Annotated in this window: 16 protein-coding genes; 9 read left to right on the forward strand and 7 right to left on the reverse strand. The window is 73.5% G+C overall.

All coding sequences use genetic code 11. From position 1 onward, the window contains the following. Positions 1-119 precede the first annotated feature (119 nt). The 5 genes from mhpA (at position 120) to AC0HI0_RS14955 (ending at position 6,332) form a co-directional block, all read left to right on the forward strand. The gene (gene mhpA, locus AC0HI0_RS14935) at positions 120-1,730 is read left to right on the forward strand and encodes a bifunctional 3-(3-hydroxy-phenyl)propionate/3-hydroxycinnamic acid hydroxylase MhpA (protein ID WP_480932948.1); all 1,611 of its coding nucleotides are present in this window, start codon (positions 120-122) and stop codon (positions 1,728-1,730) included. Next, the gene (locus AC0HI0_RS14940; RefSeq protein WP_480932949.1) at positions 1,727-2,794 is read left to right on the forward strand and encodes an alpha/beta hydrolase; all 1,068 of its coding nucleotides are present in this window, start codon (positions 1,727-1,729) and stop codon (positions 2,792-2,794) included. Before mhpA ends, AC0HI0_RS14940 begins: the two co-directional genes overlap by 4 nt. Before the next feature lie 13 nt (positions 2,795-2,807). Further along, complete coding sequence (locus tag AC0HI0_RS14945) at positions 2,808-3,674, forward strand: dioxygenase family protein (RefSeq protein WP_480932950.1); 867 nt, start codon at positions 2,808-2,810, stop codon at positions 3,672-3,674. Next, positions 3,671-4,714, forward strand: a complete 1,044-nt coding sequence (locus tag AC0HI0_RS14950) for a maleylacetate reductase (protein WP_480932951.1) — start codon at positions 3,671-3,673, stop codon at positions 4,712-4,714. The genes AC0HI0_RS14945 and AC0HI0_RS14950 overlap by 4 nt, the downstream gene beginning before the upstream one ends. 79 nt (positions 4,715-4,793) lie before the next feature. Further along, on the forward strand, positions 4,794-6,332 hold the full coding sequence (locus tag AC0HI0_RS14955) for a hypothetical protein (RefSeq protein ID WP_480932952.1): 1,539 nt from the start codon (positions 4,794-4,796) through the stop codon (positions 6,330-6,332). Positions 6,333-6,417: 85 nt separating this feature from the next. Here AC0HI0_RS14955 and blsG read toward each other — a convergent pair whose 3' ends face one another. Together blsG and AC0HI0_RS14965 are read right to left on the reverse strand one after the other, a co-directional pair. Next, positions 6,418-7,557, reverse strand: a complete 1,140-nt coding sequence (blsG, locus tag AC0HI0_RS14960) for an arginine 2,3-aminomutase (RefSeq protein WP_480932953.1) — start codon at positions 7,555-7,557, stop codon at positions 6,418-6,420. Positions 7,558-7,571: 14 nt separating this feature from the next. Continuing rightward, positions 7,572-12,596 (reverse strand): amino acid adenylation domain-containing protein, encoded by a 5,025-nt coding sequence (locus tag AC0HI0_RS14965; RefSeq protein WP_480932954.1) that lies wholly within the window; start codon positions 12,594-12,596, stop codon positions 7,572-7,574. Between the two features lie 470 nt (positions 12,597-13,066). Here AC0HI0_RS14965 and AC0HI0_RS14970 point away from each other — a divergent pair, with 470 nt between their 5' ends. The 4 genes from AC0HI0_RS14970 to AC0HI0_RS14985 are packed head-to-tail and all read left to right on the forward strand — an operon-like array spanning position 13,067 to position 17,709. Beyond that, positions 13,067-14,248 (forward strand): NAD(P)/FAD-dependent oxidoreductase, encoded by a 1,182-nt coding sequence (locus tag AC0HI0_RS14970; RefSeq protein WP_480932955.1) that lies wholly within the window; start codon positions 13,067-13,069, stop codon positions 14,246-14,248. A 19-nt stretch (positions 14,249-14,267) separates the two neighbouring features. Then, positions 14,268-15,536: a lysine N(6)-hydroxylase/L-ornithine N(5)-oxygenase family protein gene (locus tag AC0HI0_RS14975; RefSeq protein ID WP_480932956.1), complete on the forward strand. Its 1,269-nt coding sequence runs from the start codon at positions 14,268-14,270 to the stop codon at positions 15,534-15,536. Between the two features lie 11 nt (positions 15,537-15,547). Next, positions 15,548-16,204 carry an FMN-binding negative transcriptional regulator gene (locus AC0HI0_RS14980; RefSeq protein WP_480932957.1) on the forward strand — a complete coding sequence of 219 codons (657 nt, stop codon included), beginning with the start codon at positions 15,548-15,550 and terminating at the stop codon, positions 16,202-16,204. Further along, the gene (locus AC0HI0_RS14985; protein ID WP_480932958.1) at positions 16,201-17,709 is read left to right on the forward strand and encodes an AMP-binding protein; all 1,509 of its coding nucleotides are present in this window, start codon (positions 16,201-16,203) and stop codon (positions 17,707-17,709) included. Before AC0HI0_RS14980 ends, AC0HI0_RS14985 begins: the two co-directional genes overlap by 4 nt. Positions 17,710-17,758: 49 nt before the next feature. Here AC0HI0_RS14985 and AC0HI0_RS14990 read toward each other — a convergent pair whose 3' ends face one another. Genes AC0HI0_RS14990 through AC0HI0_RS15010 form a run of 5 tightly spaced genes read right to left on the reverse strand, consistent with a single transcriptional unit; the run spans position 17,759 to position 24,708 of the window. Continuing rightward, complete coding sequence (locus AC0HI0_RS14990; RefSeq protein ID WP_480932959.1) at positions 17,759-19,042, reverse strand: MFS transporter; 1,284 nt, start codon at positions 19,040-19,042, stop codon at positions 17,759-17,761. Continuing rightward, positions 19,043-20,992, reverse strand: a complete 1,950-nt coding sequence (locus AC0HI0_RS14995) for a carbamoyltransferase C-terminal domain-containing protein (protein ID WP_480932960.1) — start codon at positions 20,990-20,992, stop codon at positions 19,043-19,045. It abuts the gene before it with no gap. After that, positions 20,989-21,759, reverse strand: a complete 771-nt coding sequence (locus tag AC0HI0_RS15000) for a thioesterase II family protein (protein ID WP_480932961.1) — start codon at positions 21,757-21,759, stop codon at positions 20,989-20,991. Before AC0HI0_RS15000 ends, AC0HI0_RS14995 begins: the two co-directional genes overlap by 4 nt. Continuing rightward, a complete protein-coding gene (locus AC0HI0_RS15005; RefSeq protein WP_480932962.1) occupies positions 21,734-23,020 on the reverse strand; it encodes a cytochrome P450 in 1,287 nt (428 codons plus the stop codon). The genes AC0HI0_RS15000 and AC0HI0_RS15005 overlap by 26 nt, the downstream gene beginning before the upstream one ends. Beyond that, positions 23,017-24,708 carry a non-ribosomal peptide synthetase gene (locus AC0HI0_RS15010; RefSeq protein WP_480932963.1) on the reverse strand — a complete coding sequence of 564 codons (1,692 nt, stop codon included), beginning with the start codon at positions 24,706-24,708 and terminating at the stop codon, positions 23,017-23,019. Before AC0HI0_RS15010 ends, AC0HI0_RS15005 begins: the two co-directional genes overlap by 4 nt. Between the last annotated feature and the right edge of the window lies 1 nt (position 24,709).

Here is a 24,709-nt window from a genome sequence, read left to right on the forward strand (position 1 = left end):
CGGCCGGAGACCACCGACACAGTCCTGTCGCGCACCGGATCGCCCTGTCGCGAACCGGATCGGCGCGACTGACCTGCGCGTTTACCGTCCTCTCCCAACAACGGCGCAGGTGTGGGTCGATGGGAGACAGCTGGATGAACCACGAGTACGACGTAGCGATCGTCGGTTACGGCCCGTCAGGTCTGGTCCTGGCCTCCGCCCTGGGCAAGGCGGGGCACTCGGTCGTGGTGTTCGAGCGCTGGCCGGGCCTGTACGGGCAGCCCCGGCTCACGCACGTCGACGGCGAGACCGCGCGGATCGTCCAGGCGGTCGGCGACCTCGACCACGCCCTGCGGGACGCCTGGCCGATCCCGGACTACCGCTACTTCAACGGTGCCGGCGAGCAGCTGCTCGAACTCGACTGGCGCGGGACGTCGTGCGGCCACCCGGCCCACATCTCCATGTACCAGCCCGACATCGAGGACGCGATCGACCGGCACGTCCGCGCCTGCGGAACCGTCGAGGTGAACCAGGGCTGGGCGGTGGTCAACCTCCGCGCCCACGACGACGGTGTCGAGGTGACCGCCCGACCGTGGACGCAGTCGCGCACCGGGCAGTGGTCGCACGCGGGCGACGAGCGCACCGTCACGGCGAAGTACCTCGTCGGCGCGGACGGCGCGAACAGCTTCGTGCGGGCCACGCTGGGTGTGGAGCGCAGCGACCTCGGGATCGACGACCGGTGGCTCAACATCGACACCGAACGCCTGCGCCCCCTGCCCGAGCACCTCGGCCGGCTCACCCAGCACTGCGATCCCGTCCGAGGGCACATGCACATGCCCATCGGCCGCAGCCGGCAGCGCTTCGAACTGGCCGTCCTGCCCGGCGAGGACGCCTCGGCGTTCGAGGACCCGGGCTTCGCCTGGACCTGGCTGCGCGACCAGCACGGGCTCGGCCCCGACGACGTGAAGATCCTGCGCCAGGTCGTCTACGGCTTCCAGGCGCGCATCGCCGAGCGCTGGCGGATCGGCCGGGTGTTCCTGGCCGGCGACGCCGCGCACACCACACCGCCGTACATGGGGCAGGGCGCGTGCTCGGGGATGCGCGACGGCATCACGCTGGGCTGGAAGCTCGACCTGGTGCTGCGCGGGCTCGCCGACGACGACCTGCTCGACACCTACGAGACCGAACGCCGGCCGCACGCGACCGCCATCGTCGAGTTCTCCACCGCGCTGGGCAGGGTCGCCAACACCCACGACCCGGTCGCCGCGGCCGCGCGCGACCAGGCGTTCCGCGACGGCACCGCACCGCCGCCACCACCGTTCCCGACGATCGTCGCGGGCGTCGTCCACCAGGGCGCGGCGGGCCTGCCGACCTCGCGGGCCGGGACCCTGGCACCGCAGGGCGTGGTCGGCAAGGACGGCGTGACGGGCCTGTTCGACGACGTCGTCGGCCGGGGCTTCAGCGTGGTCGCCGCGGCCGACCCGAGCACCGTGCTGACCTCGGCGCAGCGGGCCTTCCTCGCCGAACTCGACGCCACCGTGGCGAGCCTGGCGCCCGGAGACCCCGGTGCGGTGCAGGACGTCGAGGGGACCTACGCCGGGTTCCTGCGGGACAACGGGGTGGAGGCGTTCATCGGCCGGCCCGATTTCCACCTGTTCTGGGCCGGTGCCCTCGCGGACCTCCCCGGAGCCGTCGACGACCTGCGCGCTCGCCTGTGCTGGACGTCGCGCAACGCGGAGGTCCCGGCATGAGCCCCTCGACGGACCTCCCTCCCGCCGACGTGCTGTGGCGGGCCATGTCGCCGACCCGGATGCTGGACTACGGCCTCGACTACGCCGACGTCCTCGGCCTCCGGCACCTGACCGGATCCGGCACGCCGTGGGACGTCGCCGCCGAGAGCTTGGCGGAGCGGCACCTGGAGCGGGCGGAGGTCGCCGCGCGGGCGGGTCGGCGGGCGACGGCGGTCGAGGCGTACCGGTCGGCCGCCTGCTGCTTCCTGTTCGCCCAGATGGCCTACAACTTCGACGAGCCGCGCAAGCTGGGGCTCTACGCGCGGCTCGTCGGCGCTTTCGGTGCCGCCGGGGCGTTGTCGCAGCCGCAGTGGGAACGCCGGGAACTCCCCTTCGCGGACGGTCGCCTGACCGGCTGGCTGATCTCGCCGCCGGGGCCGGTGCTCGGCACGGTCGTCGTCTTCGGCGGCCAGAGCGGCTGGGGCCCGGCCTACGTCAAGCAGGCCGACGCGCTGAACCGGCGCGGCGTGGCCGCGCTGCTCGCCGAAGGTCCGGGCCAGGGCGAAACCCGGTTCGGCGGGGGCGTGCTGCTGGACGTGGACGTCCGGGCCGCGTACGGCACGTTCGTCGAGCACGTCGTCTCGCGAGGTCTCGGGCCGGTCGGGCTGTGGGGCAACAGCAACGGCGGCCTCTACGCCGCCACCACGGCCGCCGCGGACCGGCGAGTCGCCGCCGTGTGCGTGAACGGGGCGCCCGCGTTCCCCCGCCTGCTCGACTTCCGCTCCTACGAGGAGCAGGCCGCCGCGATGCTGGGCACCACCGACCGGGCCCTCATCCAGCGGAACTTCGACCGGATCGCGTTGCGGGCCGACGACCGCATCCACTGCCCGGTGCTGGTGCTGCACGGCGGGCGGGACCCGCTGGTCGCGTTGGCCGACCAGCAGCCGTTCCTGGACGCCGCGACGCACGACGACGTGACGCTGCGGGTGTGGGACGACGGCGAGCACACGATCTACAACCACTCCGCCGAGCGGACCGCGTACGTCGCCGACTGGTTCGCCGACCGGTTCGCGAAGCACGACTGAGAGGCGGACGGCGATGGACGTCGACGAACACACCGCACTGGCAGCGGTCATCGAGAGCTTCCAGGGCACACCGGACCCGCGACTGAGGCAGATCCTGACCACGGTGGCCGGCCACCTGCACGCCGCCGTGCGCGAGCTGCGGCCGACCCACGAGGAGTGGGAGCGGGCGATCGGGTTCCTGACCGCCGTCGGGCACAAGTGCGACGACACCCGCCAGGAATTCGTGCTGCTCTCCGACGTGCTGGGGATCTCGATGCTGGTCGAGACCCTCAACGGCGACCGGCACGGCACCGACGGGACCGTGCTCGGCCCGTTCCACATGGTCGAATCACCGCCGCGCGAACTGGGCGACTCCATCGACCTGATCGGCACCGGCACCCCGTGCGTGATCACCGGAACGGTCGCCGACGTCGACGGCGTGCCGCTCGCGGGTGCCGTCGTCGACATCTGGCAGTGCGACGAGAACGGTTTCTACGACGTGCAGCAGCCGGACCGGCAACCACCCGGGAACGGTCGCGGCCTGTTCCACGCCGACCAGGAGGGCCGGTTCCGGTTCCGCACCGTGGTGCCGAGCCACTACCCGATCCCGACCGACGGTCCGGTCGGCCGGCTGCTCGAAGCCACCCTGCGCCACCCGTACCGGCCGGCCCACGTGCACGTGATCGCGCGCGCACCCGGCCATCAGGAGCTGACCACCCACATGTTCGTCGCCGACAGCCCGTACATCGACAGCGACGCGGTGTTCGCCGTGAAGCGGAGCCTCGTCGTGGAGTTCGCCGAGTCGAACGACCCGGCGGAGGCCGCGCGCCACGGCGTCGGCACGCCATTCCGGCACGCGCACTTCGACATCCGACTCCCACCGGCGCAGGCCCCGGCATGACCCCTCGTCGGTTCGTGTACGACGCCCTCCCGATGCGCGTCGTGTTCGGCTCCGGGAGCATCGCCGAGCTTCCCGCCGAATCCGCCCGGCTGGGATCGCGCCGCGTGCTCGTGCTGTCCACGCCGCACCAGAGGGACCTGGCGGAACGCGCCGCCGGCCTGCTCGCCGGGTCGGCGGCGGGCATCTTCGACCAGGCCCGCGCACACGTGCCGGTGGACGTGGTGGCCGCCGCCGCCGACGTCGCCGAGAGCCTGGGCGTGGACGGCTGCGTCGCGGTCGGGGGTGGGTCGACCATCGGTCTGGGCAAGGCTTTGGCGCTGCGGTCGGGGCTGCCGGTCCTCGCCGTGCCGACGACCTACGCGGGCTCGGAGATGACGCCGATCTGGGGCCTGACCGACAACGCGCGCAAGCGGACCGGCCGCGACCGCGCCGTCCTGCCGCGCACCGTCCTGTACGACCCCGATCTGACGATGTCCCTGCCGCCCGCGATGTCCGCGACCAGCGGCCTGAACGCGCTCGCGCACGCCGTGGAGGCGTTGTACGCGCCCGACGGTTCACCGGTGGTCGACGTGATGGCCGAGCAGGGGGTGCGCGCCTTGGCGTCCGCCCTGCCCGCCATCGGCGAAGACCCATCGGACCCGCAGGCCCGCGCGCTGGCGCTGCAGGGCGCTTGGTTGTGCGGGGCGTGCCTGGGCGCGACCACGATGGGCCTGCACCACAAGCTGTGCCACGTTCTCGGCGGGCAGTTGGACCTGCCTCACGCGCAGACCCATTCGATCCTCCTGCCGCACGTGGCCGCGTTCAACCTGCCCGCGGCACCGCGGGCACGGGCCGTCCTGGAGCGCGCGGTGGACGGCGACCCCGTTGCCGCGCTGGACGCACTGGCCGACCGGCTCGGCACGCCACGCCGGCTGTCCGAACTCGGGGTCGGCACGTCCGACCTGCCCGCCGTGGTCGAGGAGGTGGTGGCCAACCCGTACGCCAACCCCCGCCCGGTCGACCGGGCGGCGCTGCAACGGCTGCTGGCGGCAGCGCTGTGAACGCCCGGTCCGGCGTCGTGTCCGAGCGGTCGCACGATCTCCGCGATGCCGGGGTCGACCGTCGTGCCATGCTGCCCCGGTGGCTTATCCGGCGTTGATCGCACTCGCGTGCCTGGACGGGATGTCCGCCGGCCGACGACGTGGCGCCATCGCGGCGTTGGCCGGCCTCGACCCGTTCGCGCTGGTCGAACTCGCCGAGCGGGGCGACGTACCGGTCGACGTTCGGGCCGACCTCGTGCGCGCGGCGCCCGATTTCCTGCTCGACCGGGTGATGGGCGCGTTGTCCTGGGCGGACGAGCTGTTCGACGCCGCTGTCGAGCAGCACGGCGCGACGCCCGGCCTGGTGGTGTCGGGCGCGGCGCACGGCCGGCGGGCCGACGCGGTCGAACTGGCCGGACGCCTCCGGCCGGCCGACGCGGCGGACCTCCAGTACCGCTGGGAGCGCGAACTCGGCGAGCCGCTGCCGCCGGACGTGCGCTCGGCGCTGGTGCGTGCCGTGCTCTCGGCCGAGGAGCCGGCGCCGGACGAGTCGGGCACGGACGAATCGGGCACGGAACAGTGGGAACGCGATCAGTCCATCGAGCAACTCCAGGCCGCGTACGAGGTGCGGGCCGGCCGGGTGTGGCGGCTGCTGGAGCCTGAACCGGGGCTGTGGCTCCGGCACGCGCAGGACCCCGATCACGGCGACGCGGTGCGGCACGTTCTGCTGGAGCGTGCGGACGAGCTGCCCGACGAGGTCCTGGTGGCGTGCCTGCCCGTCATCACCGCCGAGTACCTGCGGCGGGTCGACCCGGGCGTGCGCCTCGCCGGTGTCCGGCTCCGCGAGGTCGCGCAGTGGGTGCGGCGCCGCCCCCGGATCCGCGACCTCGCGGCGGAGCACCTGGAGCGAGTGGTCCGGGAAGTGGTGGAAGACGGCTGGCAGGCCGCGGGACGGGGTTCACTCGGGCCGGACTGGAAACAGCTCGCGGCCCTAGCCGAACTCGGTTCCGATCCCGCCCACCTGGCCTCGGCGGTGGCCGCGCTCGGTGCGGCGCAGGCGCCGAACCACGGTCGTGCCGACCGGGCGCGCGACGCGGAGTGGTACCTGGAGCGGGCGCGGGCCGTGGCGGCGTTGGCCGCCAACCCCCACGTGCCGGCCGGCACGATCCTCGCCGTGCTGCCGTCGCTGGACGAGCAGGCGTTGGAGGTGCTGCTCCCGCACGGCGATCCGGCCTTGGACCAAGCCGCCCGCGAACGCCTCGAACGGTTGCGCGCGGAGCGGGTCGCCCGTGAGCCGGTGATGGTGGACGTTCCCGCCGACGACGAGTTGGCCCGGCTCCCGCAACCGGCGGAGGAGCTGCGCAAGCACGTGCGGCACCTGCGTGGGCCGGCCGCGCAACGGGACCACACCTGCGCGGGGTTGCTGAGGTCGCGCTTCACCACCGCCGACGTCCTCCGCCGGCTGCCCACCGTCCTCGTGCTGGAGAGCGCGGAGCAGGCCGACCAGGTCGCCCGGTTGATCGCCACGGCGTGCGGCGACGATCTCCGGCGTTGGCAGGGCCTGTCCACGCTGAAGGACAGCCCACCCGGACGCAAGACCACCTTCGGGGAGTGGCTGGACGCGCTCGCCGGATCGTGAGCGGGACACCGCTGCCCCACGGATCGCGCACCGGTGCCGGGTTGGTCCACAGTGGACCGGCCCGGCACCGGCGCGAGACGGTGGATCAGGGGTTGTTCGTGCGGTAGTGCTCGCCCGTCACGGTCATGGTCTGGCCCTTGTAGTTGCGCAGCAGCAGGCCGTCGTCGGTCACCTCGTGGTACGGCTGGGTGATCGGGATCTTGCCGATGCGGGTCGTCAGCACGTACTGCGGCACGCCGAAGCCCGTCATGTGGCCCTGGAGACCTTCCATGATCTCCCAGCCCTTCTCGACCGACGTCATGAAGTGGGACACGCCCGTGACGTTGTCGCAGTGGTACAGGTAGTACGGGCGGACGCGGATGCGCAGCAGCTCGGTCATCAGCTTGCGCATCGTGGGCACGTCGTCGTTGATCCCCTTGAGCAGCACCGTCTGGTTGCCCACCGGCACGCCGTGGCGCAGCAGGCGGTCCACGGCGGCGGAGGCTTCGGGGGTGATCTCGCGCGGGTGGTTGAAGTGGGTGTTCAGCCACACCGGGTGGTGGCGGGCCAGCATCTCGCAGAACTCGTCGGTGATCCGCTGCGGCAGCAGCACCGGGAAGCGGGAGCCGATGCGGATGATCTCCACGCTCGGGATGGCGCGCAGGCCGGAGATGATGCTCTCCAGCTTCTCGTCCCGGTAGGACAGCGGGTCGCCGCCGGTGAGCAGCACGTCGCGGATCTCCGGGTGTTCGGCGATGTAGCGCAGGTCCTCCTCGTAGTCGCCGCCCTCGTTGTCGCGGAAGTACGTGCCCTCCACGTCGGTGGTGTGGAACTTGCGGGTGCAGTGCCGGCAGTACACCGGGCACGACTCGGTGACCAGCAGGATCACCCGGTCCGGGTACTTGTGCACGACGCGGTTGGTCTTGCGGTAGAACATGTCGCCGACCGGGTCGACGTCGGCGTCCGGGAACTCCAGCAGTTCGCCCTGCGACGGCACGGCCTGCAGGCGGATCGGGCACAGCGGGTCTTCCGGGTCCATCAGCGAGGCGTAGTACGGCGTCACGCTCCACCGGTACTTGCCCGCCGAGCCGCTGATCGCCGCTTCCTCCTCGGGGCTGACCTTCACCCATTCCCGGAGCTTGTCGACGTTGGTCACGCGGTGGCGCATGTGCCAGCGCCAGTCCGACCACTCCTCGGCGGACGGCGAGCCCGGCGCCGTGGTGGGCGCCACGAATGACTGGGACATGTGTGCTCCGTTGCTCAGAGGGTCACGGGCGGCTGCTGAAGGCGACGTTCGCGCTTGACCACCGCGGGCTCCCGGTCGCCCTCGGTCCGGGTGGACGCGAGCACCGCGGCAAGCTCCGCCACGGTCCCGGTCTCGAACAGCTGGCGGACGGGCAGACCGCACTCCAGGTCCGCCCGGATGCGGGCGACGACCTTGGTGGCGAGCAGCGAGTGCCCGCCGAGGGCGAAGAAGTTGTCGTGCACGCCGACGCGGTCCACCTGGAGGAGTTCCCGCCAGATCGCCGCGACGGCCGCTTCCAGCTCGGTGCGCGGCGGCACGTGGTGGTCCGCGCCGCGCGACGGCTCGGGCAGCGCCGCCCGGTCGACCTTGCCGCTGCGGTTGAGCGGCAGCTCGGGCAGGAACACCACGGTGCCGGGCACCATGTAGTCGGGCAGTTCGGCGCGCAGGTGCGTCCGCAACGCCTCGGCGTCGGGAGCGGCGGCGTCCGGACTGCCGGGATCCGACGTTGCGGGGTCCGGGGTTCCGGGATCCGGGGTTCCGGGATCTGGGGTGGCGACGACGTAGGCCACCAGGTGGGTGCCGATGGCGGCGTCCTGGCGGGCGACGACGATCGCGTCCGCCACGTGCGGGTGGGCCAGCAGCACGGCCTCGATCTCGCCCGGCTCGACGCGGAACCCGCGCAGCTGCACCTGCGCGTCCAGCCGTCCCAGGTACTCCAGTTCGCCGCCGGGCAGCCAGCGCACCAGGTCCCCGGTGCGGTACAGGCGTCCGCCGGAGCCGAACGGGTCGGGCACGAACCGGTCCGCCGTCAGGTCGGGACGCCCCGCGTAGCCCTGGGCGACGCCCGCGCCGCCGATGTGCAGGTCGCCGGGCACGCCGACGCCGACCGGGTTGAGGTGACGGTCCAGCACGTGCACGCGGGTGTTGGGCACCGGGACGCCGATGGGCGGCACGCGGGTGCCCTCCGGCGGGATGGTGGCGGAGGTGGTGACGACCGTGGCCTCGGCCGGGCCGTAGAGGTTGAGCAGGGTGAACGGCGCGTCCGGGCGGGGCCGCTTGCGCAGGGCGTCACCGCCGGTCGTGAGCACCCGCAACGGGCTGCCGGCGGGCCAGGGCACGTCCAGCGCCAGCTCGCACAGCGGCGTCGGCAGGAACGACACCGTGATGCCGTGGTCGGCCAGCCACCGGACGGCGTGCTCGCCGGACGCCGCCGTGTCCGGGTCCGCCAGGTGCAACTGCGCGCCGACGGTGAGCGTCGCCCAGATCTCCAGCACGGACACGTCGAACGCGGTACCCGCGACCTGCGACACCCGGTCGTCCGGGGTGAGCCCGCAGTCGGCGTTGTACCAGTCGATCCGGGCGAGCAGCCCGCCGTGGTCGAGTTGCACGCCCTTGGGCCGGCCGGTGGAACCGGAGGTGTGGATGACGTAGGCGGTGTCCTGCGGGCCGACGACCACGCGCGGTGCGGGCGCGGCGGGGTGGTCGGCGTCGATCTCCAGCACGGTCGGGTGGTCGACCAGGGCTCGGGTCTCCGGCGTGACGAGCACGGCGGCCGGGCGGGACAGGCCCAGCACGTGGCCGATGCGGGCGGGCGGGAACGCCGCGTCCACCGGCGTGTACGCGCCGCCCGCGCGCATCGCGGCCAGCGAGCCGACCACGTAGTCCACGCCGCGCGGGGCGCACACCACCACCCGGTCGCCGCGGCCGACGCCGAGCGCGGCCAGTCGGGCGGCGAGGCGGTCGGCGCGGTCGTTCAGCTCCCCGTAGGTCACCGTCCGGTCGCCGTGCACGAGGGCGGCCGCGTCGGGCCGGGCTGCGGCGACCCGCTCGTGCACCAGGCCCGGCCCGGGGTCGACCCGGCGGGGTGCGCCGAACGTCGCGGTGACCAGGGCGCGTTCGGCGGCGGGCAGCAGGTCCAGCTCGTGCAGGCGCGCGTCGGGGGTGCGCGCGATCGACCGCAGCAGCGTCTCCCACCGGGCCAGCAGCAGCCGCGCGGTCGCCTCGTCGAACAGGTCGGCGGCGTACTGGAGGTCGCTGTGCAGGCCGTCCTCCCCGGTCAGCACGACCAGGGTGAGGTCGAACATGGCCGCGTTGTCCTCGCCGCGCACCTGCGCCACCCGCAGACCGGGCAGCGCCAGCTCCGCCCAGCCGCCGTCCTGGTAGTCGAACAGCACCTGGAACAGCGGCGAGTGGCTGGGCGAGCGCTCCACCCGCAGCAGGTCCACGACCTGCTCGAACGGCAGGTCCTGATGGGCGTAGGCACCCAGGACGCCGTCCCGGACGCGGCCGACCAGGTCGCCGAACGACGGGTCGCCGGACACGTCGGTGCGCAGCGCCAGGGTGTTGACGAACAGGCCGATGACGTTCTCGGTCTCCGGTGTGGCGCGGTTGGCGGTGGTGCCGCCGACGACCAGGTCCTCCCGGCCGGTGTGCCGGGCCAGCAGGGCGTTGAACGCGGCGAACAGCACCAGGTAGAGCGTCACGCCGTGGTGCTCGGCGACCGCGCGCAGGTCGCGCACCAGCCCGGGTTCCAGCCGGGCGGCGAGGCTGCCGCCCTTCGTGCCGCGCACCGCCGGGCGCGGCCGGTCGGTGGGCAGCTCCAGGAGGCCGGGCGCGTCGGCGAGGACGGCCGACCAGTAGTCGTGCAGGCGGGTCAGCTCGGCGTCCCGCAGCGCGGCCCGCTGCCAGCGGCTGTAGTCGGCGTACTGGATGGCGGGCGGTGGCGGCACGGGGACGTCGAGGCCGGTCTCCCGGGCGTAGCAGGCGCTCAGCTCGCGGAAGAACAGGTCCTGCGACCAGCCGTCGAACACCAGGTGGTGCCAGGTGAACGCGAGCAGGTGGCGCTGCGGGCCGACGCGGTGCAGGGTGGCGCGCAGCAGCGGTCCGGCGGCGAGGTCGAACGGCAGGTCCGCGTCCCGCCAGGCGGCGGCCCGTGCCGACTCGCCGGACAGCGCGTCCACAATGGACAGCTTGAGGTCGGCTACGGGCGCGATCCGTTGCAACGGAACGCCGTCCACGACCACGACCGTCGTGCGCAGCGCCTCGTGGCGGGCCACGACGGCGTTGAGGGCGCGTTCCAGCGCGTCGGGGCGCAGCGGGCCCTCGACGTCGAGCAGTTCGGCGATGTTGTAGGCGGCGCTGTCGGGTTCGAGCTGGTCGAGGAACCACAGGCGCTGCTGCGCGAACGACAGCGGCACCTCGGCGGACGCCGGCTCGGACTCGATGGCCGGCGGGCCGCCCTCGGGCAGCAGCACGTCGATGTGCGCCGCCAAGTCCTTGAGCACCGGGAACTTGAGCATCTGCCGGACGGTGACCCGGACCTTCCACTTGCGGCGCACGCGCACCACGACCTTGGTCGCGAGCATGGAGTCCCCGCCGCCGCCCCGGAAGAAGTGCTGTTCCCGGCCGACCCGGGCCAGGCCGAGCACCTCCTGCCACATCTCGGCCAGCGCCCACTCGGTCGGCGTCGCGGGCTCCACGTGGTCCTCTGCGGACGGTCCGGTCCGCGCCGCCGCGTCGAGCGCGCGCACCGCGCCGTCCCGCAGCAGCCGCACCCGCTTGCCGTCCGCGAACCCCGGCACGCCGACCGGGACGGGCTTGCCGTAACGGTCGCGCAGCACCACCTCGACCCCGTCCACGGTGGCCGTGGCCTCGGCCTCGTCGGCCAGCACCAGCTCGCCCACGCGGGTCGACGGTTGCGCCAGCAGCGCGTCGAGCACGACCCGGTAGTGGCGGGCCAGCGCCTCGACCGTGGGCGCGTCGAACAGGTCGGTGGCGTACTCGAAGCGGCAGTCCACGGCGTCGCCCTCGTACTCCACGGCGAACTCGACGTCGAACTTCGCGGTGTCGTTGTCCAGCGACCGCAGCGTCACGGCCAGGCCCGCCATCTCCGGCGGCGCGGTGGCCTCGTTGACCGAGCACATCACCTGGAAGACCGGGTTCATGCCCGGATCGCGCCGGGCGTCCAACGCGTCGACCACCCGGTCGAACGGGACGTGCTGGTGGGTCAGCGCGTCCAGGGTCTCGGCGCTCACCCGTCCGGCGACCTCGGCCAGCGTCGGGTCGTCGGACAGGTCCAGCCGCAGCGCGACGGTGTTGGCGAAGAACCCGACCGCGCTCTCCCAGTCCGCGCGGGTCCGGTTGACCACCGGCACGCCCACGACCACCCGGTCCTCGCCGCTGTAGCGGTGCAGCAGCACCGCCAAGGCGGTCGTCACCCCGGTGAACAGGGACGTGCCGCCCAAGCGGGCGCGCAGGTCCGGCGGCACCGGAACGGGCACCGACGCGCCCCGCGTGCCCGCGTCGGCCGAGCGCGGGCGGTCCGCCGGGATGCTCGCCTCGCCGAGTTCGCCGGACAGGCGTTGCTTCCAGTGCGCGAGCTGCCCGGCGAACAGCGACCCGCCCGCCTGCCCCGCCTCCCACGCCGCGTAGTCCGCGTACTGGGCGGCGGGCGGCAACCCGGGGTCGCGCCCCTGGACGCGGGCCGTGTAGAGCACGCCGAGTTCGCGGAACAGCACGCCCTCCGACCAGCCGTCGGTGGCGATGTGGTGCAGGTTGACCACCAAGCGGTGGTCCTGCCCGCCGGTGCGCAGCAGCAGGGCGCGCACCAGCGGCTCGCCGTCGAGCCGGAACGGCCGGGCCGCCGCGTCGGCCACCAGGCGGTCCGCCGAGCCGGGGTCGTCGCGCAGGTCGACGGTCTCGCGGTGCGGTGCGGGCGCGGGCGCGATCACCTGGAACACCTCGTCGTCCACGACCTCGAACGTGGTGCGCAGCGCTTCGTGCCGGGCCACCAGGTCGTCCAGGGCGCCCCACAGGGCCGCCGTGTCCAGGTCGCCGTGCAAGGTCAGCACGAAGGCGACGTTGTAGGCGGAGTTGGGGCCGTTGAGCTGGTCGAGGAACCACAGGCGCTGCTGCGCGGCGGACGTCGGCAGCCGGCCCGACCGCTCGGCGGGCCCGGCCTCCCGGTCCGCCGCGTCGGGCGCGGTGGTGAGCATCCGCCGCAGTAGCTCTCGCCTGGCTTGCGCGACGCTGTCGACCATCGTGATTCCCATCCGTCCCGGGGCAGGCGTCGGCCGGCGTCGCGGAAACAATTCCCGACACCGCCCGCGCGCAAACCGACTCGACCGACCCGACGACGGAATTCCCGACCGATACCGGACCGGCTACTCAATTCACCCGATCGGTTCGCCGAACACCCGATCGGACCACCGCCGAGTTACCGCGGCGGACACCCCAGCGTCATCGCTCCCCTAGTGCCGACAACTGCCCTCCAGGCCACTACAGCAGTCACCCCAGAGGTTGTCAAGGCGTCTACCGACGGCCTTTTACCCCGTACCGACGACCATTTCGGGGCGTTGCGCGCGGCCCGGCGATCAGTTACGTTGCGAGCAGGAGACAGAAATCGGACCGCTTTGTTCGATGATGTTCCGCTATCGCATTCCCGGCTATTCGGCGCACTGGGGGCCGCGTCCGGGGGACGCCGTCCGGGGGTATTCGAGGGGGGCCGGGCATGTACGACGCCGTCGTGGTCGGGGCGCGCTGCGCGGGCGCCTCGACGGCGCTGCTGCTCGCCCGCCGGGGCCACCGGGTGCTGCTGCTGGACCGGGCGCGGTTCCCGGCGGACACCATGTCCACCCTCTACATCCACCAGCCCGGCGTCGCCCGCCTGGCGCGCTGGGGCGTGCTGGACCGGGTGATCGCCTCCGGCGCCCCGCCGCTGACCGCGGTGCACCACCACGTGGCCGACGTGCGGCTGGCCGGCCCCGCGCCCGCGCTCGGCGACGTGACGGCCACCTACGGGCCGCGCCGGCAGGTGCTCGACCAGATCCTGGTCGACGCCGCGGCCGCCGCCGGCGCGGAGTTCGCCGACGGCCACCCGGTCGTGGACGTGCTCGCCGAGGGCGACCGGGTGACCGGGGTGCGGTTCCGCTCCCCCGACGGCTCCGAGGGCACCGCCCGCGCCCGCCTGGTCGTCGGCGCGGACGGCATGCGCTCCCGGGTCGCCGACCTGGTCGGCGCCCGGACCTCGGTCGAAGACCCCCGCCTGAGCTGCGTCTACTACTCGCGCTGGGCCGGTCTGGACACCGGGTTCGGCTTCCACGAGCGCACCGGCCGCTGGATCGCCACCATCCCGACCCACGACGGCGAGACGATGCTGGCCACCTACTTCCCGCAGGCCGAGTTCGACCGGGTGCGCGCCGACCCGCGCGCGGCCCACCTCGACGCCGTCGCCACCACCGCCCCCGAGGTGTTCGAGCAGCTCGCCCGGGGCGAGCAGGCGGACCGGCTGGTCGGCACGGGCGACCAGCGCAACTTCTTCCGGCAGGCCGCCGGCCCCGGCTGGGCGCTGGTCGGCGACGCCGGGCACCACCTGGACACGATCAGCGCCCAGGGCATCACCAACGCGTTCACCCAGGCCGAGCTGCTCGCCGACGCGGTCGGCGGCGCGCTGGACGACCCGGCGCGGCTCGACGCGGCCCTGGCCGACTTCGCCGAACGCCGCGACGACGCGCTGGCCGAGGGCTACCAGGCGACGCTGTCGCTGGCCCGGCTGGAGGTCACCGAGTCGCGGCTGGCGCTGCTGCGGGCGCTCGCGCGCAGCCCCGAGCTGACGGCCGGCTACTTCGCCGTCTCCGCCGGGCTGCTGGCGATGGAGGACCTGCTCGACGACGAACTGCTCGACCTGATCTGACACGACCCGGGGAGGCGAAGTGGCTGCGGTACCGCGCGGGGACACGCCCGCCGCCGATGTGGTCGGGGTCGGGTTCGGCCCGTCGAACCTGGCGCTGGCCGTGGCGCTGGAGGAGGCGGGCACGCTGTCCGCCGACTTCTACGAGCGCCAACCCCGGTTCGGCTGGCACCGGGGGATGCTCATCGACGGGGCGACCATGCAGGTGTCGTTCCTCAAGGACCTGGTGTCCATGCGCAACCCGGCGAGCCGGCACAGCTTCGTGGCCTACCTGCACGCCAAGGGCAGGCTGCCGCAGTTCATCAACGCCAAGACGCTCTACCCGCTGCGGGTGGAGTTCCACGACTACCTGGAGTGGGTGGCCGGGCACTTCGCCGACGCGGTGACCTACGGCAGCGAGATCGTCGGCCTGGAGCCGGTGACCCGCGACGGCGCGGTGACCGACCTGGACGTGGTGGTCCGCCGCGACGGGCGCACCACCGTCCGGCGCGCCCGCAACGTGGTGATCGCCACCGGCCTGGTCCCCCACGTGCCGGCGGACCTGACCTGCGGCGACCGCGTGTGGCACAGCAGCGAGCTGCTGCACCGCGTGGACGACCTGCGGGCGCGCGGGGTGCGCAAGGTGGCGGTCGTCGGGGCGGGGCAGAGCGCCGCCGAGGTGACCGGGTACCTGCACCACAGCCTGCCCGGCGCCGAGGTGATCGCGGTGTTCTCCCGCTTCGGCTACAGCGTGGCCGACGACAGCCCGTTCACCAACGGCGTGTTCGACCCCGAGGCGGTGGACCTGTTCTACGACTCGCCGCCGTCGGTGCGGGCCGCGCTGATGGCCTACCACGGCAACACGAACTACTCGGTCGTGGACGCCGACCTGTCGCTTGAGCTGTACCGGCGGCGCTACCTGGAGCAGGTGACCGGGGCGTCCCGGCTGCGGGTGGTCAACGTGTCGCGGGTGCGGTCGGTGCGCACCACCGGGGACGAGGTGTCGTTGCAGGTGGAGTACCTGCCGACGGGTGTGGTGGGCACGCTCGCGGTGGACGCGGCGGTGTACGCGACGGGCTACCGGCCCGCCGACCCCGGCCCCCTGCTGCGCGGCCTGGCGAAGCTGGACGACGCGGGCCGCCCGGTGCTCGACCGCGACTACCGGGTGGTCACCTCCGACTCGGTGCGCTGCGGCATCTACCTCCAGGGCGCGGTGGCCGAGCCGTCGCACGGCCTGTCCGCCGGGCTGCTGTCCACCACGGCCGTCCGGGCGGGCGAGATCGTCCGCTCGATCCTCGACCAGCCGGTCTAGGAGGCCGCCGGATGCACGTGCCACCGATGTACCGCGCCGACGACGACCGGTGGCCGCGCGCCATCGTCCGCGACTACCCGCTGGCCACCCTGGTCAGCAACGGCCCGCGCACGCCGTTCGCCACCCACCTGCCGGTGGTGACCGCGCCGGGCAGCCCGGAGCACGGCGACCTGGCCGGCACCACCCTGTGGGGCCACCTCAACCGCGCCAACGCGCACTGGCGCGCGCTGGCCGACGGCACCCCGGCGGTGCTGATCTTCACCGGACCGCACGCCTACATCACGCCCGCGCTCTACCGCACCACGCCCGCCGCGCCCACCTGGGACTTCGTGTCGGTGCACGTGCACGGCCGGGTGGAGCCGATCCCGGACCGCGGGGTGACCATGGCCGTGGTGAAGCTGACCGCCGAGGTGTTCGAGAAGTCCTTCGGCGCGGGCTGGTCCAACGACACCTCGCTGGACTACTTCGCGCGGATCCTGCCCGGCGTGGGGGCGTTCCGGTTCCACGTCGAGTCGGTGGACTCGATGTTCAAGCTCAGCCAGGAGAAGGCGCCCGACGTGCAGGCGCGGATCATGGCCGGCCTGCGCGCGACGCCCGGACCGGGCGTCGAGCTGTGCCGGATCATGCGGGAGCACGGCCTGGGCCGCGACGATGGAGAGGGCACATGACCGGACTGTGGGGCGGCCCGGCGGACCCGCCGTGCCTGCTGGCGTCGTTGGCCGGGCACGCCCGGTCGCCGCGCACGGCGGTGGTGGACGGCGACCGGTCGTTCAGCTACGCCGAGCTGCACGGCTGGGTCGGCGAGATCGCGCGCCTGCTGGACGAGAAGGGCGTGCGGCCCGGCGACCGGGTGGCCGTGACCGGCGCGCGCAGCGCGGAGGTGGTCGCCGCGTTCCTGGCCGTGGCCACCGTGGGCGCGACCTACGTGCCGCTGGACGCCTCCTACCCGCCGCGCCGGCTGGCGCACATGCTCGCCGACAGCGCGGCGTCGCTGGTGCTCAGCGCGGGTGACGCCTACTTCGCCTCGGCCGTGCCGATCCCGCCGGCCGGCGGCGGCGACCACCACCCGGCGGTGGCGTGCGCGGCGGACCTGCCGGTGTACGTGATCTACACGTCCGGCTCGACGGGCTGGCCCAAGGGCGTGGCGGTGCCGCACAGCTGCATCGACAACATGGCGCAGTGGCAGCGCACCCACTCGCCTCGCCCGGACCTGCGGACCGCGCAGTTCGCGCCGCTGAACTTCGACGTGTGGTTCCAGGAGGTGCTGGGCACGCTCGGCGGCGGCGGAACGCTGCTGATCGTGCCCGAGGAGCTGCGGCAGGACCCGTTCGAGCTGCTGGACTGGCTGGTCGAGCACCGGGTCGAGCGGCTGTTCCTGCCCAACGTCGCGCTGAACATGCTGGCCACCGCCGCGTCCGCCGAGGAACCGGTCCCGGACCTGGCGCTGGTCGAGATCAACACCGCCGGCGAGCAACTGCTGTGCACGCCGGCGATCCGGGCCCTGTTCGCCCGCCTGCCGGGGTGCCGGCTGACCAACCACTACGGGCAGAGCGAGTCGGCGATGGTCAGCGCGCACGTGCTGACCGGGCCGAGTTCGTCGTGGCCGGCGCTGCCGCCGATCGGCGTGCCGCTGCCCGGCACCGAACTGCTGGTCGACCCGACCGACCCGGCCGTGCCCGAGGTCGGCGAGCTGCTGGTGGCCGGGCTGCCGGTGTCGCTGGGCTACCTCAACCAGCCGGACCTCAACGCCCGGCGCTACGTCGAGGTGCCCGCGACGCCGCACGGCCACACCCGGCTGTTCCGCACCGGCGACCTGGTCCGGGTGGAGGGGGGCGTGGTGCAGTTCCTCAGCCGGATCGACCACGACGTGAAGATCCGGGGTTACCGGGTCAACCCGCTGGAGGTCGACTCGTGGCTGCTCGAACAGCCCGGCGTGGCCGCGGCGGTGTGCGTCGTGGTGGAGGCGGGCGAGGGCGCGCGCGGCCTGCGCGCGGCCGTGACGCCGAAGCCGGGCGCGGAACTGGACGTGGCCGGGCTGCTCACCGCGCTGGACGCCGTGCTGCCGTCGCACTCGGTGCCGCAGTCCATCACCGTGCTGCCCGAACTGCCCCGGACCCCCAGCGGCAAGGTCGACCGGGACGCGGTGGCCCGAGGGATCGCCGCCGCCATCTGACCCCGGGTCCCGGCCGGCGCGACGTGCTCGCGCCGGCCGGGACGTCCGGTCAGGTGGTGGGCAGCTCGGTCGGGATCTCCTTCACCGAGCGGATCCGGGTGCACGCGATGTAGACGCCCGAGCTGAGGATCCCCAGCGAGCCGATGACCAGGGCCGTCGTCGCGCTGAGCACCTCGCCGACCACGCCGCCGAGCAGCGCGCCCGCCGGGCACACGCCCATCACGATCATCCGGATCGAGGCGTTCATCCGCCCCTGGAGCGCGTCCGGCGTGACCGCGCTGCGGTAGCTGCGCTGGTTGACGTTGTAGACGATGACCATCACCGCGTCCACGAAGTGCATGACGATGATCAGCACCACCGCCGCCGGCCTGGGCACCAGCGTGGCCACCGGGATGAGCAGGGACGCGCCGCCGGCCAGCCACTGCGTGACGACCAGCAGCCTGCCCAGCGGCATCAGCCGCGACACCCAGCCCGAGATCACCGCGCCGACCACGCCGCCCACCCCGGACGAGGACAGGATGAGGCCGATGTAGATCGGCTCCAGGTCGAGCGTGCGGGTGATGAAGATCAGGAACACCGGCTCGATGAAGAACGTGAACAGGTTGAACAGCAGCGCCGTGATGGCCAGCGTGCGCACGATCGGGTTCCCGAAGACGAACCGCAGGCCCTCGCCGATCTCGCGCCAGAAGTCGGCCTTGGTGCCGTCGGCCTGCTCGTCGTCCTCGTCGTCGTCCGGCACGGCGTCCTCGCGGACCCGGATGCGCTGCGTGAACAGACCCGACAGCGCGTAGGCGACGGTGTTGAACAGCAGCGCGAACGGGGCGGAGAACACCTGCACCAGCGCGCCGCCGACCGCCTCGCCCGCCATCCGCGAGGCGTTGTTGCTGATCTCCAGCTTGCCGTTGCCCTCGACCAGGTCCTTGCGCGCCACCACGCTGGGCAGGAACGACGACGCGCCGACGTCGGCGACCACCGTCGCCGCGCCCACCAGCACCGAGATGGCCAGCAGGAAGGTCAGGTCGAGCATCCCGAGCAGGCTGGCCAGCGGGATCAGCAGCAGCAGCGCGCCGCGCACCAGGTCCGCGCCGACGATGATCCGCCGCTTGGGCAGCCGGTCCAGCCACACCCCGGCGAACAGGCTGATCACCAGGTAGGGCAGGAACGTCACCGCCGACAGCACGCCCATCTCGAACACGCTCACGTCCAGCGTCAGCGCCGCGATCAGCGGGATGACGCCGGCGGTGATCTCGGCCGCGAACAGCGAGAGCGTCTGGCCGAGCCACAGGTTGCGGAAGTCCGCCTGCCGGAACAGTCCGCCGATCCGCCCGCTCATCTACCGCGCCTTTCGGGGTGGGAACCGCGCGCCAGGACCCTGGTCGCGCCGGAACTCGTCGACCCAGAACCCGAACGCGGGGTCGACCGAGCCAACATAGTCGGCGAGCCCGTTGACGTCCTCGGCGCCTTCCGGGTCGGGCTCGTCCCGCAACTGCGGCAGTTGCGTCATGAGGTACATCGCGCTTTCCGAATAACCGGCGTCGGTCCACCGCCGCCAGGCCGCGTCGCGATCCGATTCCTGGTCGGCGAATAAATCTTCCCGACGGGTTCGCGGCGGAATGTCCGCGGCCGTCCCGTCGACCCGGAGTCCGATCCGCTTTCCGGACGCGTAGAGCACGCCGATGCCTTTTCGCACGCAGAACGTGAGCGCCTGCGCGACGGTGTCCACAATCGGTTCGCCGCGGTCGTTGAGGGAGGTGTTGCACAGGATCGGGACGCCGGTCTCGGCGTGGAACGCGGTCATCGCCCGGTGCAGCAGCGGGTTCACCCGCTCGGTCACGGTCTGGTGCCGGGCGGTGCCGTCGAGGTGCAGGATCGCGGGCACCCGGTCGCGCACCTCGGGGCGCACCAGGACCGCCTCCAGCATGTACGGCGACGGCCGGTCGCTCGCGAACCACTCCCCCGCCGCGTCCTCCAGCACCACCGGCGCGACCGGCCGCCACCACTGGCGCTGCTTGTGCTCGTTGAGCAGCTGCTTGGTCTTCATCGACCGGGGGTCGCCGAGCAGGCTGCGGTGGCACAGGGCGCGCGGCCCGATCTCGGCCGCGCCGTCGACCCAGGCCAGCGGCGCGCGGGTGACGTCGACGACGAACTGCCCGGGCGAGAAGTCCGACACGTCCAGCACCCACGGCGCGAACTCGGCGAGCGCCTCGTCCAGGTCGTCGGCGAGCGCCCCCCGGTAGGCGTCGCCCAGGTCGTGCCGGGCGGTGTCGAACACGCCCTCGCCGTAGAAGCCGAGCAGGCCCAGGCCGTAGGACTGGCCCGAGTCGTTGGCGCACGGCGGGGTGAGCAGGCCCCGGAAGCCGAACGTGTCGAGCAGGTGGGTGTTGGTGGGGCAGTTCAGCGCGAAGCCGCCGCTCATCGACAGGTACGCGGTGGTCGGGTCCACCCCGCCGAGATCGCACAGCCTGCGCACGTTGCGCGCGGCGATCAGCTCGCACGCCCGCTGCACGTGCTTCATCACCGCGCTCTGGTGGTGCTCCTCCACCGTGAACGCGGGGTCGAGGTCGCGCCCGGCGAGCTGGTCGCCGGCCGCCTTGACCATCGCGCCCACGAACGGCACGGCCTCGGACACCGGGTGCACCCGCCCGCCGTAGAGGTTGAGCGCGGTGACGCCCTCGACGTCGAACACGATCTCGGTGGCGCACGCGGTGGCCAGCGCCATCAGCGTGCCCGGTTCCTTGCCGAACAGCTGCTCCGCCGCCGAGTACAGCGGGGCCGGGGATTCCACCGGCGCGTAGGTGATCTCGCCGCGCACGGACACCGCGCCCGCGTACCAGTACGGCTTGGCGTCCTGCTCCAGCACGAAGTCGGGCGCGGCGTCCACGGCCATCGCGACGATCGTGCCCTCGCGGAACGCCGTGCCGTCCATGAGCAGCCCGCTGAACAGGTGCGCCAGCGCGTGCACGGCGTAGTCCTCGGCACCGGCCGGGATCGGCAGGTCGCGGGCGGACGGCAGGCCGGGCGTGCCCCACGTGGTGCCGATGTCGGCGAGCGTGAGCCCCTCCTGCGCGAGGAGTCCACTGAGGACGGTCTCGGCGCGTTCGGCGGTGTAGAGCGGCCAGTAGTGGTGCTTCTGCCCGCTGAACCGCTCGACCTCCCACAGCCGCACCAGTTCGACCTCGTCGGCGGTGCGCCGCCACAGGCTGACGTTCTGGTCGTGTCGGGGTTGCAGCACCGCGAGCGGGCCCGGCGGTGTCAGGTAGCAGGACAGGACGTACTCGCTCACCGCGTCCCCCCGGTTCGGGCCAGTGACTTGGTCATGGTCTGCTCCAGTTCGACGAGCAGGTTCTGGGGTGCGGACAGGAACGCGTGGTGCCCGCCGTCGAGCACCGGGGCGGAGAACCCGGCGTCGGGGGCGTACTCGCGCCAGCCGCCCATCTGGTCGGGCCGGATCTCGACGTCGGCCGACCACCCGATGGCGCACACGTCCGAGGGCAGCGGCAGCGGGGCGTCGAGCCGGTAGTGCCGGTTGGCCGCGATGTCGTCGCGCAGCACGCCCAGACCCAGTTCGATCATGTCCGGGTCCGGCCGGCCGCCCATCGCGCGGGTCAGTTCGCCCAGTTCCACGCCGAGTTCGGCATCGGTCATGGACAGGAACCGGCCGAACGGCCCGTCGTGCGGCGCGACCTGGGAGGACATGAACAGCACCGCCGGCGTCGGCCCGCCCGTGCGCGCCAGGTGCGCGGCCGTGGCGAACGCGGCCAGCGCGCCGCCGCAGTGCCCGAAGAACGCGAACGGCCGGTCCAGGTAGGGCAGCAGCGCGGGCACGGCCTGCGCGGCGAGGTCCGGGTAGTCGCCGTAGTGCGGCTCCCGGATGCGGTTCTCCCGCCCCGGCGGCTGCACCGCGCACACCTCCAGCGCGCCCACGCGGGCAGGCCAGCGGGCGAACATCGACGCGCCCAGACCGGAGTACGGGAAGCAGAACAGGCGGGCGGCGGCAGCCGGGTCCGGCTTGCGCAGCAGCCACTTACCGCGCCGAGGCGGTGGCGACATCGGCGTACCTCCTCAGCTCGTCGGCGGCACCGGGCCGCAGGACCGCGCGGACCGGCAGGTTCCGGATGCCCGCGACGAAGTTGGACCTCAGGTGCGCGACCGGCCCGGCGGTCTCGAACCGCTCGACCAGCCGCACCACCTCGCCGAACAGCAGGCGCAGCGCGATGCGGGCCAGCGGCGCGCCGATGCAGTAGTGCGGCCCGAAACCGAAGGCCACGTGCCGGTTGGGGGTGCGCGCCACGTCGAACCGGTACGGGTCGGCGAAGGCCCGGTGGTCGCGGTTCGCCGAGCCCAGCCACGCCACGACGGCCTCGCCGGCGTGGACGGGCCGCCCGGACAGCTCGGTGTCCGCCACGGCGTAGCGCATGAAGTGGTTCGCGGGCGACGACCACCGCAGCCCCTCCTCCACGGCGACCGCGACCTGCCGCTCGTCACCGGTCAGCCGCGCGTACTCGGCGGGGTGCTCCGCGAACGCCAGCACGGTGGCGGCCACGGCGTGCGGGGTGGTGACGTTCGCGCCCAGCAGCAGGCTGTAGCAGTTGAAGACGATCTCGTCGACGCGCATCCGCCGCCCGCCGACCGCCATGCCCTTGAGGAAGCCCACCAGGTCGTCGCGCTCGCCCCGGCGGTGCACCTGCTCGGCGAAGTACTCGAACAGCTCGTGGTGGGCGGCGACCAGCGAACCGTGCCCGGCCTCCGCGCCGAACAGCGGGTCCTCGGGGGCGATGGCCATGGTGGTGAGCCGGGTCAGCTCCGGCCAGTCCGCCTCGGGCAGGCCCATCAGCGCCCCGGTGAACGCCATCGGGAACCCCGCGAAGTCCTCGGCCACGTCCCACGGCTGCCCGCCGGCCATCGGCGCGAGCAGCCGCAGCGCCACCTCCAGCACGGACGGGTGCCGCGAGCGCAACGCCGTGAACGACAGGACCTTCGCCATCGGCTCCCGCATCGCGGTGTGCACCGGCGGGTCGCTGGCGGCCATCATCTTGTCGCCCGCCGGGTCCACGCCGCCCAGGATCGACAGCAGCGTGCCGCGCCGGGAGGTGAACCTGGTGTGGTCGCGCAGCACGACGCTCACGTCCGCGTGCCGGGTGACCGACGCGAACGACCGGCCGTCGTCCAGGGTCTGCCGGTGCACGGGCGCGCGCTCCCGCATGGCGTGCCACACCGGGTGCGGGTCGCCGTCGGAGTAGGTGCGCGGGTCGAACAGGTCGACCGCGTCGAGGTCGACGTCCTCCCAGCCCGCCGGGGCGCTGAGTCTCATCGCGGCTCCTCCAGCCCGGTCAGGTGCTCCGCCAGCTCCGCGACGGTCGGGTTCTCGTAGAACGTGCGGGCCCGCACGAACAGGCCGCGCTCGTTGCCGATCTCGGCGGTGATCAGGGTGGCGAGCAGCGAGTGGCCGCCCAGTTCGAAGAAGTCGTCGTCCACGCCCACCGCGTCCAGCTCCAGCACGTCGGCCCACAGCTGCGCCAGCCACGACTCGTCCGGCCCCTCGGGTGCCCGGTAGTCGGCGTCCACCCCGGAGCGGGTGCGCACGGGCGTCGCGACGAGCGCGGCCCGGTCGAGCTTCCCGTTGGGCGTCAAGGGGAGCGCCGGCAGCCGGGTGAACGTCGCGGGCACCAGGTGCCGGGGCAGCCGGGCAGCCAGGTCGCGGCGCAGTTCGGGCACCGACACCGGGTTCTCGCTGGTGTAGAACGCGGCCAGCCGGCGGCCGCCGGAGCGGTCGGGCTGGGCGACCACGGCGGCGTCGGCGACGTCCGGGTCGGCGAGCAGCGCCGCCTCGACCTCGCCCGGCTCGATCCGGAAGCCGCGCACCTTGAGCTGGCCGTCCACCCGGCCGACGAACTCCAGCGCCCCGTCGGGCAGCCGGCGCGCCAGGTCGCCCGTGCGGTACATCCGGCCGCCGGGGGTGGTCGGGTCGGGCCGGAACCGGTCGGCGGTCGCGCCGGGCCGGTTCAGGTAGCCGTGCGCCAGGCCCGCGCCCGACGCGTACAGCTCGCCCACCTCGCCGTCGGGCACCGGCCGCAGGTCGTCGTCGAGCAGGTGGACCCGGCCGCCCCGGATCGGCGTGCCGACGGGCACGGTCGGCGTGGTGAGCGGGGCGGTGACGCGGTGGCAGCAGGTGAACGTGGTGTTCTCGGTCGGGCCGTACCCGTTGACCAGCGCGGTCTCCGGCAGGCCGGCCACGAATCGGTCCACGTGGGGCGGTGAGAGCACGTCGCCGCCCGCGAGCAGCGTCCGCAGGCCCTTCAGGTCGGCCAAGGCCGCGTCCACGACCTGGTGGAACAGCCCGGCGGTCAACCACGCCACGGTGACCCGCGCGTCGCGGACGAACGCGCCCAGCTCGGCGGGGGCGAGGTCGCCGGGCGGCGCGACGGCCAGGGTCGCGCCGTTGAGCAGCGGGCCCCACAGCTCCAGCGTGGAGGCGTCGAACGCGACCGGCGCGTACTGGAGGAACACGTCGTCGGGCGCGATGTCGAGGAAGTCCGGCCCGGACACCAGCCGGGCCACGGCCCGGTGCGGCACGCAGACGCCCTTCGGCGTCCCGGTCGAGCCCGAGGTGTAGGCGATGTAGGCCAGGTCGTCCGGCCCGACCGGCACGTCCTCGCCGCGCGGGCCGGACGCGGCCAGGTCGGCCTCGGCCAGCGGCAGCGCGCCCGAATCGGCCAGCAGCGCTTCCCGGCGGGCGGGCGGGTCGTGCGGGTCGAGACCGAGGTAGCAGCCGCCCGCGCGGACCACCGCCAGCAGCGCGACCACCAGGGCGGGTGAGCGTTGCAGGGCCACCGCCACCGGTTGCCCGCGCCGCAGCCCGCGCGCCCGCAGCGCGCCGGCCAGCCGTGCGGACGCGTCGTCCAGCTCGGCGTAGGTCAGCGTGCCGCCGGCACCGGTCACGGCGACCCGGTCGGGCCCGGCCGCGACCTGGCGGGCGAACAGCTCCGGGATCGTCGTCATG

The sequence above is a fragment of the Saccharothrix sp. NBAS 001 genome, from assembly GCF_056640475.1.